This window comes from Mycobacterium sp. Aquia_216, from assembly GCF_026723865.1.
In the GTDB taxonomy this organism is placed as follows: Bacteria; Actinomycetota; Actinomycetes; order Mycobacteriales; family Mycobacteriaceae; genus Mycobacterium.
In genome coordinates, this window is sequence record NZ_CP113529.1 from 776,978 (window position 1) to 799,870 (window position 22,893).

Sequence of the window (22,893 nt, forward strand, 5' to 3'; positions counted from 1 at the left end):
CGTCGAAAGCCGGATGACCGACGACGAGCGGTTCTCGCTGCTGGTCGCCGTGATGGGGGTATCGGAACTGTGGCCGCTGCCGGATGACCGCATTCCGCCCGGCACCCCGATGAGTGCCGGATACGTGCCCGGGATCCCCCGGCTCGGCGTCCCGGCGCTGCGGATGAGCGATGCCGGTCTCGGAGTCACCAATCCCGGCTACCGGCCGGGTGACACCGCTACCGCGTTACCGGCCGGCTTGGCGCTGGCCGCCGGTTTCGATCCCGCCCTCGCCCGCACCGCGGGCCAGGTGATCGGCCGGGAGGCGCGCAGCCGCGGATTCAACGTGCAACTGGCGGGCGCGATGAACCTGGCGCGCGACCCACGCAATGGGCGAAACTTCGAATACGTCTCGGAGGACCCGCTTTTGACCGCCACCATCGCCGCCGAGTCGGTCAACGGGATACAGCGACAGGGTGTCATCTCGACGGTCAAGCATTATTCGCTGAACTGCAACGAGACCAACCGGCACTGGCTGAACGCGGTCATCGACCCCGACGCACACCGCGAATCCGACTTGCTGGCCTTCGAGATCGCGATCGAGCGGTCGCAGCCCGGCGCCGTGATGACGGCCTACAACAAGGTCAATGGTGACTATGCCTCGGCGAACCGGGTGTTGATCCACGACGTGCTGAAAGATGTTTGGGGATACCGTGGTTGGGTCATGTCCGACTGGGGCGCCACACCGAGCTGGGAGTGCGCGCTGCACGGCCTGGACCAGGAGTGTGGTGCCCAGATTGACACGGTGTTCTGGGGTGCGGAGGCGTTCACCGAGCCGCTGCGGTCCGCCTACGCCGACGGCAGGTTGTCCAAAGAGCGTCTTTCCGACATGGTTCGACGGATTCTGCGTTCGATGTTCGCGGTCGGTATCGATGTGGGTGGGCCAGCACCGAAGCCGGATATGAACGCGCACAACCAGGTTGCGTTGCAGATCGCGCGGCAGGGAATCGTGTTGTTACAGAATCGCGGGCTACTGCCGCTGGCAGCCGGTGCCCGCATCGCCGTGATCGGCGGCTACGCACAACTCGGGGTGCCGACGGGCTGTGGGTCGAGTGCCGTCCTACCCCCGGGTGGCTACGCGCACGTGGTCCCGATCGGCGGCCCGGGCCTGACGGGAGGTACCCGAAATCTGTACCTGCTGCCGTCCAGCCCACTCGACGAGCTCAGGAAGCAATTTCCCAACGCGCAGATCGAGTTTGATCCGGGACTCAGCCCGGCGGAGGCGGTGCTGGCCGCACGGCGCACCGACGTCGCGATCGTGTTCGCGGTCCGCGTCGAAGGCGAGGGCTTCGATAGCGCCGACTTGTCGCTGCCGTGGGGCCAGGACGCGGTCATCGCGGCGGTTGCGGCCGCAAACCCGAACACCGTGGTGGTGCTGCAGACCGGTAACCCCGTGGTCATGCCGTGGCGAGATTCGGTGAACGCCATCGTCCAGGCCTGGTATCCCGGCCAGGCCGGTGGCCAAGCGATCGCGGAGATCGTTGCCGGGCAAGTGAATCCGTCCGGACGGCTGCCGATCACGTTTCCGGTCGAACTTGACCAGACGCCGCGCCCGGAGCTGACTTGCTTCGGGGCCGCGTGGGGGACACCGACCACGATCGATTATTTCGAAGGAGCCGAGGTCGGGTACCGGTGGTTCGCCGGCCGGGGCCTGACGCCGTTGTTCGCGTTCGGTCATGGCTTGTCTTACACCAGCTTTGAGTACCGTGACTTGATGGTCACCGGCGGTGACACCGTGACGGCGAGCTTCACCGTCATCAACACCGGCGATCGTCGCGGGGCCGATGTCCCGCAGCTGTATCTGACCGATGCCGGCGGTGAGCAACGGCTGCGGTTGCTGGGATTCGAACGGATCGAGCTGGACCCGGGCGCGACGCGCCGGGTAACGATAGCGGCCGACCCGCGCCTGCTCGCCCGTTATGAGGGCGGGTGCTGGCGGATCACGCCGGGCTGCCACGCGGTGGCGGTCGGCGCCTCGGCGGTCGCGTTCCGGCTGACGGCGGAGGCCGAGCTGACCGGTCGTGCGTTCGGGTGCTGATTGGCGATCCGAACGCAACGACCGGGCCGGCGGGCGTTACGTGACGGGCACCAATGCTTCGCCGCAGGTGCAGCGGTAATCTTCGTCTGCGCCGGAGCAGTGGCATCCGACCTCGATGCGGACGCGACACCCGCATCCATCGTGACCGCAAGTCAGCAGGGTCCCCTCGTCGTAATGCACCATGTGAATCACCCTTGTCGTTATGGGATTCCGGTGAGATGCAGCGGAATCCGGTGGTTACTTTCCCGTGGTTGCCCGCCGAGCGGACCGCCACACGCAATGTATACCCCATACGGGTACCTGGTAAAGCATCGGCGCGGTGTCGGCTCTCGATCGGATGCCTGACCAGGTGCCGCGGCCAGGTGAACCGGTCCCGGCTAGCGTTGACCGCATGACCGACAAACCCACCCCGCAAGACGTCGATGCCTTTTTGGACAGCACAGTCATCGGTGACGATCCGGCGTTGGCCGCCGCGCTGGAGGCCAGTAACGCGGCGGGGCTACCTCAGATCGCCGTGTCGTGGCAGCAGGGCAAGTTTTTGTCCCTGCTGGCCGGCGCTATTGCGGCGCGGCGTGTTCTCGAGATCGGCACCCTCGGCGGTTTCAGCACCATTTGGCTGGCGCGCGGGGTGGGTCCGAACGGACAAGTCGTGACATTGGAGTACGAGCCCAACCACGCCCAGGTCGCTCGGGCGAACCTGCAGCGGGCCGGTGTCGCCGATCGGGTACAGGTGGTGGTCGGCGCGGCGCTGGAAACCTTGCGTACCGTGACCGGTGATCCGTTCGATTTGGTGTTCATCGATGCGGACAAAGAGCACTATGTCGAATATCTGCAGTGGGCGGTCAGGCTGGCCCGCCCCGGCACACTCATTGTGGTGGACAACGTTATTCGCGAAGGCGAGATCCTGTCGCCGGAGTCCAAAGATGCCAAGGTGGCCGCGACACGAGAGACGTTGCAGGTGATGGGCGACCATGCACAGCTGGACACCGCTGTGATTCAGACGGTCGGCGCCAAGCACTGGGACGGCTTCGCGATCGCGTTGGTGAAGTCCGTATAAGCCGGCGAAATGGGCCGGTTCAGGGCTGTTCGGCGGCACCGAATTTCGTTGCTGGCACCGCGTGATCGGGCGTAATCTGGAAAAAGATGGATGGTTGGCGGCGGGCCCAGAGTGCTTGTTGCATAACGGGCTTGCTGCATAACAGAAAGGTTGCGATATGAGTACAGTCCATTCATCAATCGATCACCACCCGGATCTGTTGGCCCTGCGGGCACGCTATGAACGCGTCGCCGAGTCGACGAGTGCGCATTTCACCTTCGGTCTGGCCCTGCTGACGGGCCTATTCGTTGCCGCGTCACCGTGGATCGTCGGATTCAGCGGGACGGCATCGCTTGCCACGTCCGACTTCATCGTCGGGATCGCGGTGGCGTTCCTCGCATATGGGTTTGCGACGATGCTGGACCGCGCGCACGGGATGACCTGGACGCTCCCGGTGCTGGGCGGGTGGGTCATGGTGTCGCCGTGGGTCGTTCCGGGCGTCGCGCTGACGGCTGCCATGGTCTGGTCGAATGTCGTCGCGGGTGCGTTGATGACGTTCGTGGGTCTCAACGCCACCTACTTCGGCATGCGCACCCGCGCCGCGGTTAGCGACACGTAGCGGCGAAACCCGCTGAGCCGGGCAGCGATTCAACCTGCCCGGCCGATCGATTCGGCCCGGGCCGAGTGCGGCCGGACTAGCCGCAGACCGCGCCGATTGCCGCCGAGCTGACCAGCTTGACGTACTTGGCCAGTACGCCGGTCTTGTAGCGCGGCGGGGGAGGAGTGAAATCCTTTCGTCGCGAGTCGAATTCGCCCTTATCGGCCAGCACGTCGAGCGTCGCGCCCTTGACGTCGAGCCGAATCCGGTCGCCGTCGCGCAGGAACGCGATGGGTCCGGCGTCGACCGCCTCCGGCGCGATATGTCCCACGCACAGGCCAGTGGTCCCACCGGAGAACCGGCCGTCGGTCAGCAGCAGCACGTCCTTGCCCAGCCCGGCGCCCTTGATGGCGCCCGTGATGGCGAGCATCTCGCGCATGCCCGGCCCGCCCTTGGGGCCCTCGTACCGGATCACCACCGCGTCGCCCTTGGTGATGGTGCCGTCCTCGAGGGCGTCCAGCGCGGCCCGCTCTCCGTCGAAAACCCTTGCGGTGCCTTCGAACACGTCGGAATCGAACCCAGCGGACTTGACCACCGCGCCGTCGGGTGCAAGTGATCCGCGCAGAATGGTGATCCCGCCGGTCACGTGAATCGGGTGATCCAGCGCCCGCAACACCTTGCCGTCCGGGTCCGGCGGCGCGAGGGCGGCCAGGTTCTCGGCCACCGTCTTGCCCGTCACCGTGAGGCAGTCTCCGTGCATCAGCCCCGCATCCAGCAATGCCTTCATCACCACCGGCACGCCGCCGACGTGGTCGACATGCGACATCACGTGCCGGCCGAACGGCTTGACGTCGGCAAGGTGCGGCACCTTCGAGCCGATCCGGCTGAAGTCGTCGAGCGACAACGACACCTCGGCCTCGTGCGCGATGGCCAGCAGGTGCAGCACCGCGTTGGTCGAACCGCCGAACGCCATCACCACCGCGATCGCGTTCTCAAACGCCTCTTTGGTGAGGATGTCACGGGCGGTGATCCCGCGGCGCAGCAGTTCGATGACAGCCTGGCCGCTGCGGCGGGCGAACCCGTCGCGGCGGCGGTCGGTGGCCGGAGGCGCCGCGCTGCCCGGCAGCGACATGCCCAGCGCCTCGGCGGCACTGGCCATCGTGTTGGCGGTGTACATGCCGCCGCACGCCCCCTCCCCGGGGCAGATCGCCCGCTCGATGGCGTCGACATCCACGCGCGACATCAACCCACGCGAGCAGGCGCCCACGGCCTCGAACGCGTCGATGATCGTCACCTCGCGCTCGCTGCCGTCGGAGAGCTTGGCAACTCCCGGCAGGATCGAGCCCGCGTAGAGGAACACCGACGCCAGGTCCAGGCGAGCGGCGGCCATCAGCATGCCGGGCAGCGACTTGTCGCAGCCGGCCAACAGCACCGAGCCGTCGAGGCGCTCGGCCATCATCACGGTCTCTACGCTGTCGGCGATCACCTCGCGGGACACCAGCGAGAAGTGCATGCCCTCGTGGCCCATCGAGATGCCGTCGGAGACCGAGATCGTCCCAAACTCCAACGGGTAGCCGCCGGCGGAGAACACCCCTTCTTTGACCGCCTTGGCCAGCCGGTCCAACGAGAGGTTGCACGGCGTGATCTCGTTCCATGACGAGGCCACGCCGATCTGCGGCTTGGCGAAGTCCTCGTCGTCCATGCCTACGGCGCGCAACATCCCTCGCGCGGCGGTCTTCTCCAGACCGTCGGTGACGTCACGACTGCGAGGTTTGATGTCGGCGGTTGCCGCGTCGGTGTGCAGGGCCATTGATCCAGTATGCGCGGCCCTGACAAGCCAATTTTCATCGGTCATACCCCGCTGGGGTATAGGGTATCGTGGAGGGTCGACACACCGGAGAAGTTGGGTGCGTAGCCGGGAGGGTTTTGAGGTCGAGATGACGACTCCACACGGATATTCGCAGCAGAAAGACAATTACGCCAAGCGGCTGCGGCGCATCGAGGGGCAGGTGCGCGGCATCGCGCGGATGATCGAGGAAGACAAGTACTGCATCGACGTCCTCACTCAGATCAGCGCCGTGAACAGCGCGCTGCGGTCGGTGGCGCTGAACCTGCTCGACGAGCACCTCGGCCACTGCGTGGCCCGAGCCGTCGCCGAGGAGGGGCCAGAGGCCCCGGAAAGGGCCCAAGCCAAGCTGGCCGAAGCATCGGCCGCCATTGCGCGTCTGGTTCGTTCCTGATCGGTGACCTAGTTGAGACGATGTTGCGTCGCTTAGTTGGCCGAACCCGTTGTTGCGGTGCGTACGGTAAGGCAGTGTGATCGCATTAGGCACGACAACCCAGGAATTGGGGAGCCCGGCCGATACCGTATCCCACGCCATGACTGCCGAAACCGGAACAGCCGCAGCTGCGGCGCGAACGTGGACACCACGGATCGCGGCGCAGCTCGCAGTGCTGGCCGCGGCGGCCTTCATCTATGTCACGGCCGAGATCCTGCCGGTCGGCGCGCTGTCCGCGATCTCCCGCGATCTGCACGTCAGCGTCGTCTACGTCGGCACCCTGCTGACCTGGTATGCCCTGGTCGCCGCCCTGACGACGGTGCCGCTGGTGCGCTGGACGGCGCACTGGCCGCGCCGGCGCGCGCTGATGCTCAGCCTGACCTGCCTGACCGCTTCGCAGGTGATCTCGGCGTTGGCGCCCAACTTCGCGGTGCTGGCCGCCGGCCGGGTGCTGTGCGCATTCACGCACGGCCTGCTGTGGGCGGTGATCGCCCCGATCGCCACCCGGCTGGTACCGGCCAGCCATGCGGGACGCGCGACGACGTCGATCTATGTCGGGACCAGCCTCGCCCTGGTGATCGGTAGCCCACTCACCGCGGCGTTGAGCCTGATGTGGGGCTGGCGGCTGGCGGTCGTATGTGTCTTGGCCGCGGCGGTCATCGTCACGGTCGCCGCCCGCGCGATGCTGCCCGAAATGGTGCTCACCGAGGGCCAGCTCGCCTGCGTTGGCCCCCGGTCGCGCCACCACCGCAATCCGCGGTTGATCACGGTGAGTTTGCTCGCGATGGTCGCGGTCACCGGCCATTTCGTCTCGTACACCTACATCTCGGTGGTCATCCGCGACGTCGTCGGCGTACGTGGGCCGAATCAGGCCTGGTTGCTGGCCGCCTATGGCGTGGCGGGCCTGCTGTCGGTGTCCCTGGTGGCGCGCCCGCTCGACCGTCGGCCCCGGGGTGCCGTCATCCTGTGCATGGCGGGATTGACCGCCGCGTTCGTGGTGCTGAGCGCGCTGTCGTTCGGGGACCGCACCACCGCGGCCACCGCGCTGATCGGGACCGCCGCGATCGTGCTGTGGGGTGCCATGGCCACCGCGGTGTCGCCGATGATGCAATCCGCCGCGATGCGCAACGGGGCCGACGACCCCGACGGGGCGTCCGGTCTGTACGTGACGGCGTTCCAGGTGGGCATCATGGCCGGCTCACTGGCCGGTGGGTTGTTCTACGAGCACAGCGTGGCGACGATGCTCACCGCGTCGGCGGGTTTGATGGGCATCGCGCTGGCCGGCATTGCGGCCAACAAGCGGATGCTGGACGTTGCTCCACCAAGCTCACGCGATTCATAACGTAGCAGTTCAGACCCCCTAATTGCCCGCCTGAGCGGCGCTGCGCCGGGCGCAGATTAGATAGCTGGTCGCGCCGCTATGCCACACTGGGTCCAGTAACTTACTGGAGGGGATGCATATGTCGGGCTGGACGAGGGCAAGCCTCTTCGCGGCTCTGAACGCAGCCGGTGCCACCGCTGTGCTGGTGCTGGGCACCGGCCCCGCAGTGGCGGATCCGGACCCGGTTCCCGCCGACCCCAATGTGGTCGCCGCACCCCCCGCTCCTGCGCCGCCGCCCTTCCAGCTGCCGCCGTTGCCGGGGTTGCCGCCTCCGCCGGGTGACCCGCAGGCTCCGCCTCCGCCGCCGTGGGCTCCGCCGGTGGCCATGCCGGCCGCCGACGGGCAGGACCCGACCCCGTTCACCGGCACGGCGCCGTTCGGGACTCCCTCGTTCGTCCCGAAAACCGGCTCGATGGTGGGCGTGGGGCAGCCGGTGATCATCAACTTCCCCGGCCGGGTCGACGACGCCGGTGCGGCCCAAGCCGCCGTGCACGTCTCGTCGATCCCGCCGGTGCCGGGCAAGTTCTACTGGATGACCCCGACCCAATTGCGCTGGCGCCCGCTGAACTTCTGGCCCGCCAACACCGCGGTGAACATCGACGCCGGCGGCACCAGGTCGAGCTTCCGGACCGGAGACCAGCTGATCGCCACGGCCGACGATGCCACGCATCAACTCACCGTCACGCGCAACGGCACCGTGGAGAAGACCATCCCGATGTCGATGGGCATGACGTCGGGCAACCACCAAACCCCCAACGGCACGTACTACGTGCAAGAAAAGATGCCCTCGGTGGTGATGGACTCCTCGACCTACGGGGTCCCGGTCAACTCGACGTACGGCTACAAGGTGACCGTCGAGCTGGCCGTCCGGTTCGACAACGTCGGCGACTTCGTGCACAGCGCCCCGTGGTCGGTGGACGACCAGGGCAAGCGCGACGTCAGCCACGGCTGCATCAACATCAGCCCCAGCAACGCGAAGTGGTTCTTCGACAACTTCGGGACGGGTGATCCGATCATCGTGAAGAACTCCACCGGTGGGAACTACAAGAAGAACGACGGCTCCGCCGACTGGATGAACTAGTCAGACGGCGGCTATGCCGAGCCCGGGCCCAGATTGTTCGTGACGACGACGTGGTCGTCGGTGGTCGAAACGGGTGCGTCGGCCCGGGCCCAAGACCGCTGTTCGATTGATCCGTGATTCGGTTCGCTCACAGAGTGATTCGCACGCAGAATCGCGGGCCGGCTCATGTCGACCGACAGGCTGAAGATGTCCGCACGGTTGTAGGTGCCGACGATGTCGTGGGCCTGCTTGGCGATGACTTCCTTGCGTAGGTCGACCTCGGCGTGCAGTATTCCTTCCGGCTCGGTCATCGGTCCGGCGACGACCTGGCCGTCGGGGCCGATCACCATCGCGGCGGGAGGTGTTGCCGTCAAGGCCTTTTCGATGCGGGCGTCACCGCGTGCCACCTCACGGATGGCAGTCGCGTCCAGCGTCGTCGCCGCGACAACGACGAACACCTTGCCCTCGAACGCGTGGGCGGCGCTGCGGAGCCGGATGAACTCGGCGAGGTCGTAGTCGAAGTCCTCGGACCGGCCGTCGAACGGCCAAGCCGGCGGGTAGGTCGCGATATGCAGCCGTTCACCCTGAGCGAGCAGGGTGAATCTCGCCAGCGTGTTTGTGTTTTCGCCGCAGATGAGCGCGCCGAGGTGCCATCCGCCGAGCTCGACCGGCCGCAGGTCGTGAGCGTCTCCGTGTGACCAGGTCAGGCGTTCGTACCAGGTGGCCACGAGCTTGCGACGGTGATTCACCAGCCGGCCGCTCGGGTCGAACACCAGGTTCGAGTTCCAGAGTTGGCCCAGGCTGTCAGGGTTGCGTTCGTTGACCCCTACGGACAGTGTCACCCCGTGCGCACGGGCAATGCGGCCGAGACGCTCTGTCTGGGGACTGGGCACCACGATCGACTCGGCAACGAGCCGCTCGTGCCAATCATGTTGATCGATCGGAGCAAGAACAGCATTCCAGACCGGGAATCCGGCGAGAAACGCCTCACCGAAGACGACCAACTGCGCACCGTCTCGAGCGGCGGTTGCGACGAGGTCGTCCACCTTGTCGAGGCTGGCCTGCAGGTCGAGAAAGACGGGCGCCGCGTTGACGGCGGCGACGGCCACCTTCGGGAGGTCGAGTGATGACATGTCGTTGCCCTTCTCGAGATTGTTCTGATCCATCGACAATGTTTCGGGTTCTGGTTGATCGGCGAATCCCACTCTATTCAATGCTGATTGACTGTCAATCAGGTTGTCCTGCCATCGATTCCGACATGATTGTCGACATTTCTCGACAACTATCGTGGCGGTAGGAGGTTGTCGAAATCAGTCGACAGCGTAGGAGGAAAAGGCTTCCACTGCGGAGTTGCCGACGGTGTATTGCCGCTTATAGTGATGCACAACACTATTCGAGGCGCGGCTCATCTTGAAGTCGACGTTGTTCGACACGCTGCTTTTCGCTGAATTCGGAGGTTCGGTGTGTCACAGCCAACAACGAGTGGCCAACAACAAGGCGGTCCTACCGCGCCTATCACCGTGCCGCAGTCGCTTAATAATGGCCATTCAGTGGACAATTCGAGTTCGGTAGGCCTCGATTCCGACGGGACAGAAGAACAGCACGCGGCGAGAACAATGCCGAAGCCCGATGACTTCGTGCGCGTGCAAGCCGACCCGGAGTTCCAAGAGCTGCGCTACCGAGTGCGCCGATTTGTCTTTCCGATGACGGCGTTCTTCCTCGCGTGGTATCTGGCCTACATGTTGCTCGCCACGTATGCGCACGCGTTCATGGCGATAAAGGTGTTCGACAACGTCAATCTCGGTGTGGTGCTTGGCTTCGGCCAATTCGTCACGACCTTCGGGATCACCGTGCTCTACGTGAGGTTCGCCGGCCGAACGCTCGATCCGCGGGCCGCGAAGATCCGCAGCGACCTCGAAGGAGCGGGCGAGTGACGGCTACCCTTGCGGCTGCTGGCAACGTCGGAAATCCACTGATCAACATCGCTGTCTTCGCTGTCTTCGTCGCGGGCTCGATGGCGTTGGTGATCCGGGCCGGTCGAACCACCAAGAGGGCAACCGATTTCTACACCGGCGGAGGTGAGTTCTCCGGCGCGCAAAACGGATTAGCGATCGCCGGTGACTACCTGTCGGCTGCGTCGTTCCTTGGTGTGTCCGGAGCCATCGCGATTTACGGCTACGACGGATTCCTTTATTCGATCGGCTTTTTGGTGGCGTGGCTGGTAGCCCTGCTCCTGGTCGCGGAGATGCTGCGGAATACGGGTCGCTTCACGATGGCCGATGTGTTGAGCTTCCGGCTCAGCCAGCGTCCCGTCCGCATGGCCGCCGCCTTGTCGACCCTGACGGTCTCGCTGTTCTATCTGCTCGCCCAGATGGCCGGAGCCGGTGGACTCGTCGCGTTGTTGCTCGACGTCCGAAGCCGGGTTGGCCAGTCGACTGTGGTCGCCGTTGTCGGCGTGTTGATGATCGCGTATGTGCTCATCGGCGGGATGAAGGGCACCACTTACGTGCAGATGGTGAAGGCCGTTTTGCTGGTGACGGGTGCGGCGATCATGTTTGCACTGGTCGTGATCGCGGTGCGCGGCGATTTCTCCCAGCTGCTCGCCAATGCCCAAGCGGTGGTTGACCATTCGACCAACGATGCCGTCGCCGGTCGCGACATCCTGGAACCGGGCGCCAAGTACGGCGCGACTCACATCACCAAGCTGGACTTCCTGTCGTTGGGTATCGCCCTGGTGCTGGGAACCGCCGGTTTGCCCCATGTGCTGATGCGCTTCTACACGGTTCCCACCGCCATCCAGGCCCGCCGCTCTGTCACGTGGGCGATCGGCTTGATCGGACTTTTCTACCTGTTCTCACTGGCCATCGGCTACGGCGCGGCTTGGTTGGTCGGCCCCGACGTGATACTCGCGACCGCCGGAAAAGAGAACTCCGCTGCGCCGTTGCTCGCGTTCAAGCTGGGCGGAACCGTATTCCTCGGTGTGATCGCCGCCGTCGCATTCGCCACGATCCTCGCGGTGGTGGCCGGCCTGGCGATCACCGCGGCCACGTCGTTCGCGCACGACATCTACGCCGGCGTGATCAAACGCGGGGCGGCCTCCGAGGAGCAACAGGTTCGGGTATCGCGGATCATGGTCGTGGTGATCGGCATCCTGGCCATCGTGCTCGGCATCCTTGCGATGGGCCAGAATGTCGCGTTCCTGGTAGCTCTGGCATTTGCCGTCGCCGCCTCGGCGAACCTGCCAACCCTGCTGTATTCGTTGTTCTGGAAGAGCTTCAACACCGTCGGCGCCTTGTTCAGCATCTATGGCGGGCTGCTCAGTTGTCTGGTGCTCATCGTTTTCTCGCCCGCGGTTTCCGGAAATCGCTCGGCGATGTTCCCGCACACCGACTTCGCCTGGTTTCCGCTTGCGAACCCGGGCATTGTCAGCATTCCGCTGGCGTTCGCGCTCGGCATCGCCGGGACCTACCTCGGGCGACGCCGGCCCGAGGACCCGGCCAAGCAAGCAGAAATGGAGGTTCGATCTCTCACCGGCGTCGGCGTGGAAAAGGCCCTCGCCCATTGACACGGTTGCCGCGGCGAACGCTGTGGCTTCGCCGAGGGATGCTCCCCAGACCCTGATGGGAGACAGAAGCAATGTGGGCAGAGCTCGTTGAGGCCGGGCTGGAACCGAAGGAGGCCCGGTTCTATCTGGCTGCGCTCAACATGGACTCGGCAACCATTGCCCAGCTCGCCGAGGCGTCGCGGATCGGCCGCACCAACGCCTACGACATCGCCAAACGGCTTGCCCAACGTGGGCTGCTCTCGCTGATCGAAGGTGGCAGCCATCGCGATGATCCGAAAGCCAGCGGACGCCCCAAAACCATTGTGCAAGCTGCTGATCCGCAACGTCTGCTGGACGAATGGAGTCAGCGTCGCCGGGTCCTGGAATCGGTGGTGCCACAACTGCGCGCCTTTCATGCCAAGGCCGGCACCGCGCCCCGGGTGCGGTATCTAGAGGGCACGAGTGGCATCAGGACGGCGTTGTTCGAGACCTTGGACTGGCCGTCGCCGCTACGCGGCGTTCTGTCGATGCGCGATTTGTTGAGCGTGCCGGGGGTCGAGGCGATGCAGGAATACATCGCCGGGCGCCGTGAGCGTCAGTTGTGGCTGCATGTGCTGAGGTCGCCCGAAAAGGATCTGCCCGGTGGCTGGCCCACCAGCCATGACGACTATCGCCGCACCCGCTATGTACCCGCCGAATACGTCTTCACGATGTCGATGATCATCGGCGACGTGTCGGCGGCGATGATTTCGTCCAAGCGCGAGAACTTTGCTCTGGTAGTCGAGAGCCTCGAATACGTCGAGATGCAGCACAACTTGTTCGAGGTCCTTTGGGCCGTCGCCGCTGGTCAGCCCGGAGTGCTCGGCTAGCCGCGGGTTCCCGCTCGGGACCGCGAATCCGCCCCGAGAACTTTCGCCGACGCAACGATTATGTATAGCATCATACATAAGCTGAGAGGGGTGGCGATGCGCAGTCCACGCGAACGGATGGTGGTTTCCGCCGCACTGTTGATCCGGGAACGCGGCGCCCACGCGACCGCGATTTCGGACGTTCTGCAGCACAGCGGCGCGCCGCGCGGGTCGGCGTATCACCACTTTCCGGGCGGGCGAACCCAACTACTCTGCGAGGCGGTCGACTACGCCGGCGAGCACGTCGCCGCCGTCATCGCCGAGGCCGACAGCGGCCTCGAATTGCTGGACACGCTGATCGCCAGGTACCGCCGCCAGTTGTTGGACAGCGATTTCCGTGCAGGCTGCCCGGTCGTGGCAGTCTCCGTGGAGTCCGGGGACAACGAGGACCGCGAACGGATGGGCCCCGTGATCGCGCGCGCGGCAGCGGTGTTCGACCGCTGGACCGGCCAGATCACGCAGCGCCTCATTGCCGACGGCATACCGACCGAGCAGGCCGGCGAACTATCGGTGCTGACGACCTCGGCGCTCGAGGGTGCCATCGTGCTGGCCCGAGTGCGGCGCGACGTGGCGCCGCTGGATCTCATCCACCGGCAGCTGCGCAATTCGCTGCTGGCCGCTTCGAAGAATGCTCCGCAAAAGTAGTACGAAGGGAAGTCTCGCGATGACCGCAGACTGGCAGTCCACCGCATGCATCCTCTGTGAATGCAACTGCGGCATCGTCGTACAAGTCGAAGATCGCACGCTGTCGCGAATCCGCGGCGACAAGAACCATCCGGCGTCGCAGGGCTACACGTGCAACAAGGCGCTGCGGCTGGACCACTACCAGAACAACCGCGCCCGGCTGACCTCCCCGATGCGCCGCCGTGCCGACGGCAGCTACGAAGAAATCGATTGGGACACCGCGATTGTCGAGATCGCCGAGGGATTCAAGTCCATCCGTGACACCTACGGCGGCGACAAGATCTTCTACTACGGCGGCGGCGGGCAGGGCAACCATCTGGGCGGGGCATACAGCGGCGCCTTCCTCAAGGCCCTGGGGTCGAAATATCGGTCAAATGCGTTGGCGCAGGAGAAGACCGGCGAAGCCTGGGTCGACGGCCATCTGTACGGCGGGCATACCCGAGGCGAGTTCGAGCACGCCGAAGTCTCAGTGTTCGTCGGGAAGAACCCGTGGATGTCACAGAGCTTTCCCCGGGCTCGGGTGGTACTCAACGAGATCGCCAAGGATCTCAACCGATCGTTGATCGTGATCGACCCCGTCGTCACCGACACAGCGAAGATGTCCGACTTCCACCTGCGGGTGCGACCGGGCACCGACGCGTGGTGCCTGGCCGCCCTGGCGGCGGTCCTGGTTCAGGAAGACCTTTGCAACGAAGCATTTCTCGCCGAGCACGTACATGGTGTCGACACCGTACGCGCTGCGCTGCGCGACGTCTCGGTCGCCGGCTACGCGCGGCGCTGCGGGGTGGACGAAGAGTTACTGCGTACCGCGGCGCGGCGTATCGGCACCGCGCAGAGCGTCTCGGTGTTCGAAGACCTCGGAATCCAGCAGGCGCCGAACAGCACCCTGAGTTCCTACTTGAACAAGCTGCTCTGGATTCTCACCGGCAACTTCGCGAAAAAGGGCGGCCAGCACCTGCATTCGTCGCTGGCGTCACTGTTCAGCACCGTTTCGGGCCGCACCCCCGTCACCGGTGCTCCCATCATCGCCGGCCTGGTGCCGTCCAACGTCGTGCCCGAGGAGATCCTCACCGACCACCCCGACCGATTCCGGGCGATGATCGTCGAAAGCGGCAACCCCGCGCACTCGCTTGCCGACTCGACGGCCTGCCGGGAAGCCTTTCAGTCGCTGGAACTGATGGTGGTCGTCGACGTCGCGATGACCGAGACGGCCCGCCTGGCCCACTACGTGTTGCCCGCGGCTTCCCAATACGAGAAGACCGAGGCCACGTTCTTCAATTTCGAGTTCCCGCACAACGGCTTTCACTTGCGCCGACCGCTGCTCAAACCGCTGCCGGGAACGCTGCCCGAGCCGGAGATCTGGGCCCGGCTGGTGCGCGCACTCGGCGTCGTCGACGAGGCGGACCTGCGGCCGCTGCGTGAGGCCGCCGAACGGGGCCGCGAGGCGTATGCCGAAGCGTTTCTCACGGCCGTGTCGGCCAACCCGACGATGGCGCGGCTGGTTCCGTACGTCCTGTACGAAACACTCGGGCCGACGCTGCCCGACGGTATGGCCGGGGCCGCCGCGGTGTGGGGGCTGGCCCAGAAGACCGCGATGACTTACCCCGACGCGGTGCGGCGGGCCGGGCACGCGGACGGCAACGCGCTGTTCGACGCTATTTTGAACAGCCCGTCGGGCGTCACGTTCACCTCGCACAACTACGAGGACGACTTCGCGCTGATCAGCCACTCCGACCACAAGATCGCGCTGGAAATCCCGGAAATGCTACGCGATTTGCGGGCGCTGGCCGCGGCGCGGCCGCAACTGACCACGTCGGAATTGCCCATCGTGTTGTCGGTGGGCGAGCGGCGCGCCTACACCGCCAACGACATATTCCGCGACCCGTCCTGGCGCAAACGCGACGCCGACGGAGCTCTGCGCGTCAGTGTCGAAGATGCCCAGGATCTCGGCCTCGTCGACGGCTGTCGGGTGCGCATCACCACCGCGGCGGGCAGCGCCGAGGCGAGCGTCGAGATCACCGAGACCATGCTTCCCGGACATGCCGCCCTGCCCAACGGTTTTGGGCTCGACTACATCGACACCGACGGGCGCACCGTCGTTCCGGGTGTCGCCCCGAATGCGCTGACGTCGACCGGGTGGCGTGACTCCTACGCCGGAACGCCGTGGCACAAGCACGTGCCGGCCCGCATCGAGGCGTTGGCCCCTGTCGGGGTCAGTTCCAGATCCTGACCCGGCGCTGGGGCGCCAGGAACAAGGCGTCGTCCTCGGACACGTCGAAGGCCTCGTAGAAGGCGTCGAGGTTACGGATGACACCGTTGCACCGGAACTCCGGCGGCGAGTGCGGGTCCACGGCGAGTCGCCGGATAGCTTCTGCCGCACGGGATTTGGTACGCCACACCTGAGCCCAGCCATAGAACACCCGCTGCACGCCGGTCAGGCCGTCGATCACCGGAGCGGGCTCGCCGCCCAGCGACAGCTGATAGGCCAGCAGGGCGATGGACAGCCCACCCAGGTCGCCGATGTTCTCACCGACGGTGAAGGCACCGTTGACGTGGTGGGTGCCGTCGAGTTCGCGGGGGATGTAGGACTCGTACTGCTCGATCAGCGCCTTGGTGCGGGAACCGAACTCGCTGCGGTCGTCGTCGGTCCACCAGTCGACCAGGTTGCCGTCGCCGTCGTACTTGGCGCCCTGATCGTCGAAGCCGTGTCCGATCTCGTGTCCGATCACCGCTCCGATCCCACCGTAGTTTGCGGCATCGTCGGCGTGGGCGTCGAAGAACGGTGGCTGCAAAATAGCTGCGGGGAAGACGATCTCGTTCATCCCCGGGTTGTAGTACGCGTTGACGGTCTGCGGGGTCATGAACCACTCGTCACGGTCCACCGGTCCGCCCAGTTTGGCCAGTTCGCGGTCGTGATTGACCGCATACCCACGCCGGTAGTTGCCGTACAGGTCGTCGCGGTCGACCACCAGCGCGGAGTAGTCGCGCCACTTCGCCGGGTAGCCGACCTTGGCGGTGAACTTACGCAGCTTGGTCAGCGCGCGCTCCCTGGTCTGCGGCGTCATCCAGTCCAGGTTGCTGATGCTGATCCGGTAGGCCTCTTGCAGGTTGTCCACCAGCGCGTCGATGCGGGCCTTGGCGTCCGGTGGGAAATGCCGTTGGACGTAAAGCTTTCCGACGGAGTCGCCCATCAAATTCTCGACCAGCGAAACCCCGCGCTTCCAGCGGTCCCGGATTTGCTCCGTCCCGGTCAGCAAGCGGCCGTAGAAGTCGAAGTCCGCCGCGACCAGGGCGTCGGTCAGCCACGAGGCGCGGGCGCGGATCAACCGCCAGCGCGCCCAGCGCTTCCAGTCGTCGAGGTCTTCGCCATCCCATAGCTCCGCAAAGGCGGTGAGGTAATCAGGCTGGCGCACAACGACTTCCGCGATGGTTTGCGGAGTGCCGCCCAGCGCGGTGACCCAGCCGGCCCAGTCGAAACCCGCTGCTTCGGTCTGCAACTGCGCGAAGGTACGCAGGTTGTAGGTCAGATCGGCGTCGCGGCGTTTGACCACATCCCAGTGCGCGGCCGCAAGTTTGGTCTCCAGCGCCACGATGCGGGCCGCGGTCTCGGCGTGGTCTTCGGGCTCCCCGCCATACACCAGGCTGAACATCCGCGCGATGTGCCCCGGGTAGGCCGCGAGCACCTGGGCGTGCCGCTCGTCGCGATAGTAGGACTCGTCGGGCAATCCGATGCCGGATTGGTTGACGTGCACCAGGTAGCGGGTCGAGTTCTTGGAGTCGGTGTCGACATAGACGCCCACGCCGCCGCCCATCCCGGTGCGCTGCAGCGCACCGATGACAGCGGCCAAGGCCGCCGAGTCGGCGGCGCCGTCGATGGTGGCCAGCTCGTCGAGCAGGGGTTGGGTGCCCCGGCGCTCGACGGCGTCCTCGTCGAGGAAGCTGGCGTACAGGTCGCCGATGCGCTGCTTGTCGCTGCCGGGTGCGGCGCCGCTGTTGCTCGCTTCGATGATCAGGTCGCGGACCTGCTCCTCGGCCTGGTCGAACAGGGTACGGAAGGCGCCGTCGGTGGCCCGGTCCGGCGGGATCTCGTAGTCGGCGAGCCAGCGACCGTTCACGTAACCGAACAGGTCGTCTTGGGGACGGGCATTTTCGTCGATGTAGCTCAGGTCGAGGCCCGAGCGGATGGCCGCATAAGTCACCCCACCATCCTTCCATCTCCCGCGTGCCGGGCTCCTGCTGCGCTGACGGCAAGCGGCGGCGGGGTAACCTCGCGCCCATGCCGGAGGGCGAACAGACCGAGGCGGGGGCCGACGAAGATCCCGTGGGCGCGCCGGACGGCGAAGCCGATGCCCCAGGACCCGACGACGCGGATGCCGCGATCTTTTCCCCCTACGGGATCGCCTCGGCGGTGCTGGGCGTGCTGTCGGTCGCCGCGATCGTGCTCGTCGCGATCATCTGGTCCGACCACCGCGACGAGGCAGCCGAACGCACCTACCTGAGCCGTGTCATGCAGACCGCGTCCGACTGGACCGGCGTGCTGATCAACATGAACAGCACCAACGTCGACGCCAGTCTGCAGCACCTGCACGACGGGACGGTCGGCGAGCTCAACACCGACTTCGACGCGACGGTGCAGCCCTATCGGCAGGTGGTCGAGAAGCTGCAGTCGCAAAGCAGCGGGCGGATCGAGTCGGTGGCGATCGAGACGGTGCACCACGACCTGGACACCCAACCCGGTGTGGCGCGGCCGGTGGTCACCACCAAGCTGCCGCCATTCGCCACCCGGACGGACTCGGTGATGCTGGTCGCGACATCGGTCAGCGAGAACGTCGGCGCCAAACCGCAGACGGTGCACTGGAGTCTGCGCCTCGACGTCTCCAACGTCGACGGAAAGTTGATGATCTCTCACCTGGAGTCGATCCGATGAGGAACCTGTGGCGGCTGCTGGCCTTCGACGTCCTGGCGCCGTTGGCCACCGTCGGCGCGCTGCTGATGATCGGCGTCATCCTCGACTGGCCGCTGTGGTGGGTGTCGGCGTGCTCGGTGCTGCTGGTGCTCATCGCCGAGGGCGTGGCGGTCAATTTCTGGCTGCTGCGCCGTGACTCGGTCAGCGTCGGCACCGACGACGACGCACCGGGGCTGCGGCTGGCCGTTGTCGTCCTGTGCACGGCCGCCGTGGCGGCCGCCGTGCTGACCGGCTACACGCACTGGACGAGCATCGACCGCGACTTCAAAAACGATTCCCGCGACGCGGTCCAGGTCGCCACCGGGATGGCCGAGGCGATGGCGTCGTTCACCCCGAGCGCCCCGGCCAACTCGATCGACCGGGCCGCGGCGATGATGGTGCCGGAGCGCGCGGACGCGTTCAGGCAGGAGTATCAGAAGTCCAGCGGCGATCTCGCGAAGCGCAATGTCACGGCGCAGGCCTCGACGCTGGCGGCCGGAGTCGAGGCGATCGGACCGGCGGCGGCCAGTGTTGCGGTCATCCTGCGGGTAACTCAGAACATTCCCGGTCAGCCGCCCAGTCGGGCGGCACCGGCGTTGCGGGTGGCACTGGTCAAGCGGGGCGGCGGCTGGCTGGTGACCGACGTGCTGCCGATCAACGCCCGCTGAATCAGTCGGCGTCGGCCGAGGGGGACGACTTCACCTTCACGAACCGGTCCGACAGTCGGCGTATCCGGATCATCAGCGAGGCCGACGGGCTGACACTGCCGTCGAGGTAGGTGGCCAGCTCCTCGGATGCCACCCCGATGCGGGCCGCGAATTCCTGCTGCGCCAGGCCGGACCGCTCGATCAGCAGCGCCACGTGGCGAGCCACCTCGGCGCGTTCGTTGGCCTCCAGGTGGGTGCGGGCCCGCTCCAGCACCTCCCACATCGCTTTGGAGATGCCATACGGGCGCGTGCCCTCGAGGACTTCCTCGACCTGGCGGGCGGTGCGGCCGAACGGGTCGCGCTTCAGCGCGGCGGCTATCCGCTTCCAGGTGTCGATGTCACCGCCTTGCAGCGCCGAGCGGATCGCGGCGGTCGGCCAGAACTCGACCGGCTGATCGAAGTCGTGGGAACGAGGCTCCGCGGGCTGCTGGGGCGGCGGAACGCGTCGTCGGTCGGCTGCCAACGTCACCTCGCCTCCTCCAGCATCGCGACGGCCACCGACAGGCAGCGCTGCCTGACCTCATCCCAGTCTGCCTTGGCGTCGGGTTCCGACAAATCGTCGGCAGGCAAATCGGAAGGATTCGGATCCGCGAGTTGGCGGACCAACTCGGAGGCGATGCATTGCGGCCTGGGCGGTTGACAACAGTAATACCTGTCCATTCCGGCGAGCACCACCGCAGCCGTTTCCGGTTCTAATGTGTCGACCATGTCAGCAAATTCGGCAAAATCGCGGCTGCTGTTACGACACATGATCAGGTAGCCCTTGAGGCGCAGCGTCTCGGCACCGGTCGGGACCTGCAGCCGATCGCCGGTGGGCAATTGCACGTGGGTGGTTTCCACCGGGCTGCGACGCGCGTAGTGCGGCCGGTCCGAGGTGCGAGCGCCGGCCTCGAGCGCGTCGATGGCAACCGACAATCGCCCTCGCCAAAGGGTGACCGGATGCACCGGCCGGTCGCCCCACGGCATGGCTCGGCCGATGCCGTTGCGCGACGCCAGGTTGTCGACCAGCTTCTTGGCCCCGGACTGACCCCGGGGGTGACCGTTGCTGCCGTTGGCGCCCACCGTGATCGCGACGCTGTCCTCGCCGATGTTGACCTGGTGCGGAATCTGTCCCGGGCCCTGCCCGCGGGTTTCCTCGGTGTCCTTGCAGTTGCGCCCGCAACCGGTGAAGGCCAGCGGATCGGCCACGGTGATGGCGTCGGGCGCCAGGTGCTTGAGCTTCGCTGCCGACTTGAGCACCATCCGCAGGTCTGCGCTGGGCGCGGTCAGCGCCGAGATGTCGTCGGGAATGACGACGACGTCGCCGAGGTCGACCTCGGGCAGCGGCCTGTCGAAGTCGACCGACGGCAAGACTCGGCGCAGCCACCCCGGCAGCCACCAGTTCCACTGGGCGAACATCGCCATCAGCGCCGGGACCAGCACCAGCCGCACCACGGTGGCGTCGACCGCGATCGCGACCGCGCACGCCACCCCGATCTCGGCGACCAGTGGCATGCCGGCGAACGCGAAACCGATGAACACGGCGATCATGATCAGGGCGGCGCTGGTGATCGTGCGGGCGCTGGTGCTCACGCCGTAGGCGACCGCATCGCGGGTGTTCCCGGTGTGCAGGAAGCGTTCCCGGATGCGGGTGAGCAGGAAGATCTCGTAGTCCATCGACAAGCCGAACGTCATCGCCAGCACCAGCGGCGGAACGGTGCTGTCGATCGAAATGATGTGGGCGAAGCCGAGATCCTTCAACCAGCCCCACTGGAACACCATCACCAGGCTCCCGTAGGCGGCGGCAACCGACAGCAGCGTCATCAGCACGCCCTTGAGCGCCAAGAACACCGAGTGGATCGACAGCAACAGCATCACGAAGGCGATCAGCGCGACGAAGAGCAACACCAGCGGCTCCGTCGCCGACACCCGGTCGTCGAAATCCTTGATCAACGCGGTCGGGCCGCCGACATCGACGCGCGCCGTTCCCTCACTGGGAACCGTGGGTAGCTGGGCGCGCATCCAGTCGACGGAGCGACGGGCACCCATGTCCTCGGGATCGACCGACAACACCGCCGACAGCAAAGCACTGCTGTTGTCGTCGGCGAATTGCGGCGGGGTCACCGAGACGATGTTGGGGGCCTGCGTCATTCGCTCGCGGACGGCGGCCAGCGTCTGGCTGTGTTCGGGGGCGGACGCGCCGCCGTCGGGAAAGCTGACCAGCACCTGGATGGGGCCCAGCGCGCCGGGTCCGAGGGCTTGGGATGCCCCGGCGACCCCGGCGCGGATCTCGTGCGAGGAGTCGAACTGGCGCAGCAAGCTGTTGCCCAGCACCATCGAGGCCGCCGGTGCCGCCATGACGAGCAGCACCGTAGCCGCGGCGAGCGATGATATCCACGGCCGGCGCATCACCGATCCGACCCAGCGGTTCCAGAACCGGGACTGTGTGCTTTCCGGGCGGCGCGACCAGTGCAGCAGCACCGACCTCTTGGCGGCCGCCCGGCCGAACGTGGCCAGCGCCGCGGGCGTCAAGGTCGTCGATGTCAGCATGGCGACCGCGACGGCCATGATCGCCCCGGTAGCCATCGATTTCAGCGCCGGCGTGTTGATCAGGTAGATCCCGGTGAGCGACGCGACAACCGTCAATCCGGACAGCACCACCGCCAGCCCGGAGGTGGCCATCGCGGCGTCGACCGCTTCGCGATGCTGGCGCCCGGCCCGCAGCTCCTCCCGGAACCGCATCAGGATAAACAGCGAATAGTCCACGGCCAGCGCGATGCCGAACATCGACACCGTCGAGGTCACGAACACCGACATCGTGGTGTAGGCCGACAGAAAGTAGACCAGTCCCATGGTCACCACGACCGTGCAGACGCCCAGCGCCAGCGGTATGGCCGCGGCGGCCAGCGAGCCGAACACCGCGAGCAAGACGATCAGGATGATCGGCAGGTTCCAGCGTTCGGCCGCGGCGATGTCATGTTTGGTGTTCGCCGCCGCGGCCGCGCTCAGCGCGCCCTGACCGATGACGTAAAGCCGCACCCGGCCGTCCGCGGTCTGCCCGGACTGGTCGCCCTTGACGCCCACCTCTTGCCGTAGCCGCTTGGCGATGTCGCTGGTGCCGGAGTTGCGGGAGTCGAGGCGCAGCGTCAGCACATACGGTCGGTCGGGTTGCGGCGGGCGCTGCACGGGGTTGGGTTTCTCCGTGACGCCGGGGAATTCGCCGGCGATCTGCCGCAGCTGCGCCACGGCCTTGTTCATGTCCTCATAGCTGGCATCCGGGCGCGGGGCTGCCACCAGCGCCAACGACGACGCTCCGAGGTCGTGGTACTGCTCCTCGAGTTGGTCGTGGACCTTCAACGACTGGGAGCCGGCCACTTCGAAACCACCGCCGGTGAGATTTCCGGACTGCGTCAGGGCCAAGTAGACCGCCGGGACCAATGCCAGCAACCAGCCTGCGAAGACCAGCCAGCGGTATCTGCGCAGGCTGCGGCTGAGGCGCATCATAAACTGCTGGATTTCAGGCTCCCCGAGTATCTCGCTTCCGCGTGCTGGCGACGATACCGCAGAGGCCTGTGCATTAGTTCGGCTTAACGAATTCGTGAGCTGCGCAGACGGCTCCGTAGCCAAGTCGCCGCCGACTCGTTGCGAACCGGTGATCAAGTGGCACCTGGGTCACACCAGGTGGCAGGGCATGG

The 22,893-nt window shown here is 66.1% G+C and carries 19 protein-coding genes; 13 read left to right on the forward strand and 6 right to left on the reverse strand.

What is annotated here, in order from left to right:
- The first annotated feature begins 13 nt into the window (after positions 1-13).
- Positions 14-2,077 carry a beta-glucosidase gene (locus tag OK015_RS03705; protein ID WP_268132419.1) on the forward strand — a complete coding sequence of 688 codons (2,064 nt, stop codon included), beginning with the start codon at positions 14-16 and terminating at the stop codon, positions 2,075-2,077.
- A 36-nt stretch (positions 2,078-2,113) separates the two neighbouring features.
- Here the strand turns inward: OK015_RS03705 and OK015_RS03710 are convergent, their stop codons facing one another.
- Entirely contained in the window at positions 2,114-2,269 is a 156-nt protein-coding gene (locus OK015_RS03710) for a metallothionein (protein WP_326498515.1), read from the reverse strand.
- 199 nt (positions 2,270-2,468) lie between these two features.
- Between OK015_RS03710 and OK015_RS03715 the strand changes: the two genes are divergently transcribed.
- On the forward strand, positions 2,469-3,134 hold the full coding sequence (locus tag OK015_RS03715) for an O-methyltransferase (RefSeq protein ID WP_268129349.1): 666 nt from the start codon (positions 2,469-2,471) through the stop codon (positions 3,132-3,134).
- 157 nt (positions 3,135-3,291) lie between these two features.
- Positions 3,292-3,732, forward strand: coding sequence for an SPW repeat protein (locus OK015_RS03720; protein WP_268129350.1), 441 nt, complete (start codon positions 3,292-3,294; stop codon positions 3,730-3,732).
- A gap of 76 nt (positions 3,733-3,808) precedes the next feature.
- On the opposite strand, the gene ilvD is transcribed toward OK015_RS03720, so the two are convergent.
- Positions 3,809-5,521 carry a dihydroxy-acid dehydratase gene (gene ilvD, locus OK015_RS03725; RefSeq protein ID WP_268129351.1) on the reverse strand — a complete coding sequence of 571 codons (1,713 nt, stop codon included), beginning with the start codon at positions 5,519-5,521 and terminating at the stop codon, positions 3,809-3,811.
- Positions 5,522-5,648: 127 nt separating this feature from the next.
- Between ilvD and OK015_RS03730 the strand changes: the two genes are divergently transcribed.
- From OK015_RS03730 to OK015_RS03740, 3 genes are all read left to right on the forward strand, one after another.
- Positions 5,649-5,951 (forward strand): metal-sensitive transcriptional regulator, encoded by a 303-nt coding sequence (locus OK015_RS03730; RefSeq protein ID WP_268129352.1) that lies wholly within the window; start codon positions 5,649-5,651, stop codon positions 5,949-5,951.
- 139 nt (positions 5,952-6,090) lie between these two features.
- Positions 6,091-7,332, forward strand: coding sequence for an MFS transporter (locus OK015_RS03735; RefSeq protein ID WP_268129353.1), 1,242 nt, complete (start codon positions 6,091-6,093; stop codon positions 7,330-7,332).
- A 118-nt stretch (positions 7,333-7,450) separates the two neighbouring features.
- Positions 7,451-8,452: a L,D-transpeptidase gene (locus OK015_RS03740; RefSeq protein ID WP_268129354.1), complete on the forward strand. Its 1,002-nt coding sequence runs from the start codon at positions 7,451-7,453 to the stop codon at positions 8,450-8,452.
- A gap of 11 nt (positions 8,453-8,463) precedes the next feature.
- Here OK015_RS03740 and OK015_RS03745 read toward each other — a convergent pair whose 3' ends face one another.
- The gene (locus OK015_RS03745; protein ID WP_268129356.1) at positions 8,464-9,597 is read right to left on the reverse strand and encodes a carbon-nitrogen hydrolase family protein; all 1,134 of its coding nucleotides are present in this window, start codon (positions 9,595-9,597) and stop codon (positions 8,464-8,466) included.
- A 450-nt stretch (positions 9,598-10,047) separates the two neighbouring features.
- Between OK015_RS03745 and OK015_RS03750 the strand changes: the two genes are divergently transcribed.
- The 5 genes from OK015_RS03750 to OK015_RS03770 all read left to right on the forward strand — a co-directional run bounded on the left by OK015_RS03750 (position 10,048) and on the right by OK015_RS03770 (position 15,797).
- Complete coding sequence (locus OK015_RS03750; protein ID WP_268129358.1) at positions 10,048-10,365, forward strand: DUF485 domain-containing protein; 318 nt, start codon at positions 10,048-10,050, stop codon at positions 10,363-10,365.
- On the forward strand, positions 10,362-11,996 hold the full coding sequence (locus OK015_RS03755; protein WP_268129360.1) for a solute symporter family protein: 1,635 nt from the start codon (positions 10,362-10,364) through the stop codon (positions 11,994-11,996). Before OK015_RS03750 ends, OK015_RS03755 begins: the two co-directional genes overlap by 4 nt.
- Positions 11,997-12,067: 71 nt before the next feature.
- Entirely contained in the window at positions 12,068-12,844 is a 777-nt protein-coding gene (locus OK015_RS03760) for a TrmB family transcriptional regulator (protein ID WP_268129361.1), read from the forward strand.
- Positions 12,845-12,940: 96 nt separating this feature from the next.
- A complete protein-coding gene (locus OK015_RS03765) occupies positions 12,941-13,528 on the forward strand; it encodes a TetR/AcrR family transcriptional regulator (protein WP_268129363.1) in 588 nt (195 codons plus the stop codon).
- A 19-nt stretch (positions 13,529-13,547) separates the two neighbouring features.
- Complete coding sequence (locus tag OK015_RS03770) at positions 13,548-15,797, forward strand: molybdopterin-dependent oxidoreductase (protein WP_268129365.1); 2,250 nt, start codon at positions 13,548-13,550, stop codon at positions 15,795-15,797.
- Here OK015_RS03770 and OK015_RS03775 read toward each other — a convergent pair.
- Positions 15,781-17,766, reverse strand: a complete 1,986-nt coding sequence (locus OK015_RS03775; protein ID WP_268129367.1) for a M13 family metallopeptidase — start codon at positions 17,764-17,766, stop codon at positions 15,781-15,783. The two genes, OK015_RS03770 and OK015_RS03775, sit on opposite strands and share 17 nt — an antisense overlap.
- Before the next feature lie 77 nt (positions 17,767-17,843).
- On the opposite strand from OK015_RS03775, the gene OK015_RS03780 reads away from it, so the two are divergent.
- Positions 17,844-18,494 (forward strand): hypothetical protein, encoded by a 651-nt coding sequence (locus OK015_RS03780; RefSeq protein WP_268129369.1) that lies wholly within the window; start codon positions 17,844-17,846, stop codon positions 18,492-18,494.
- The gene (locus OK015_RS03785) at positions 18,491-19,180 is read left to right on the forward strand and encodes a hypothetical protein (protein WP_268129371.1); all 690 of its coding nucleotides are present in this window, start codon (positions 18,491-18,493) and stop codon (positions 19,178-19,180) included. The genes OK015_RS03780 and OK015_RS03785 overlap by 4 nt, the downstream gene beginning before the upstream one ends.
- A 1-nt stretch (position 19,181) precedes the next feature.
- On the opposite strand, the gene OK015_RS03790 is transcribed toward OK015_RS03785, so the two are convergent.
- Positions 19,182-19,688 (reverse strand): XRE family transcriptional regulator, encoded by a 507-nt coding sequence (locus OK015_RS03790; RefSeq protein WP_442791196.1) that lies wholly within the window; start codon positions 19,686-19,688, stop codon positions 19,182-19,184.
- Entirely contained in the window at positions 19,685-22,702 is a 3,018-nt protein-coding gene (locus OK015_RS03795; protein WP_268129373.1) for an MMPL family transporter, read from the reverse strand. The genes OK015_RS03790 and OK015_RS03795 overlap by 4 nt, the downstream gene beginning before the upstream one ends.
- Positions 22,703-22,893 lie beyond the last annotated feature (191 nt).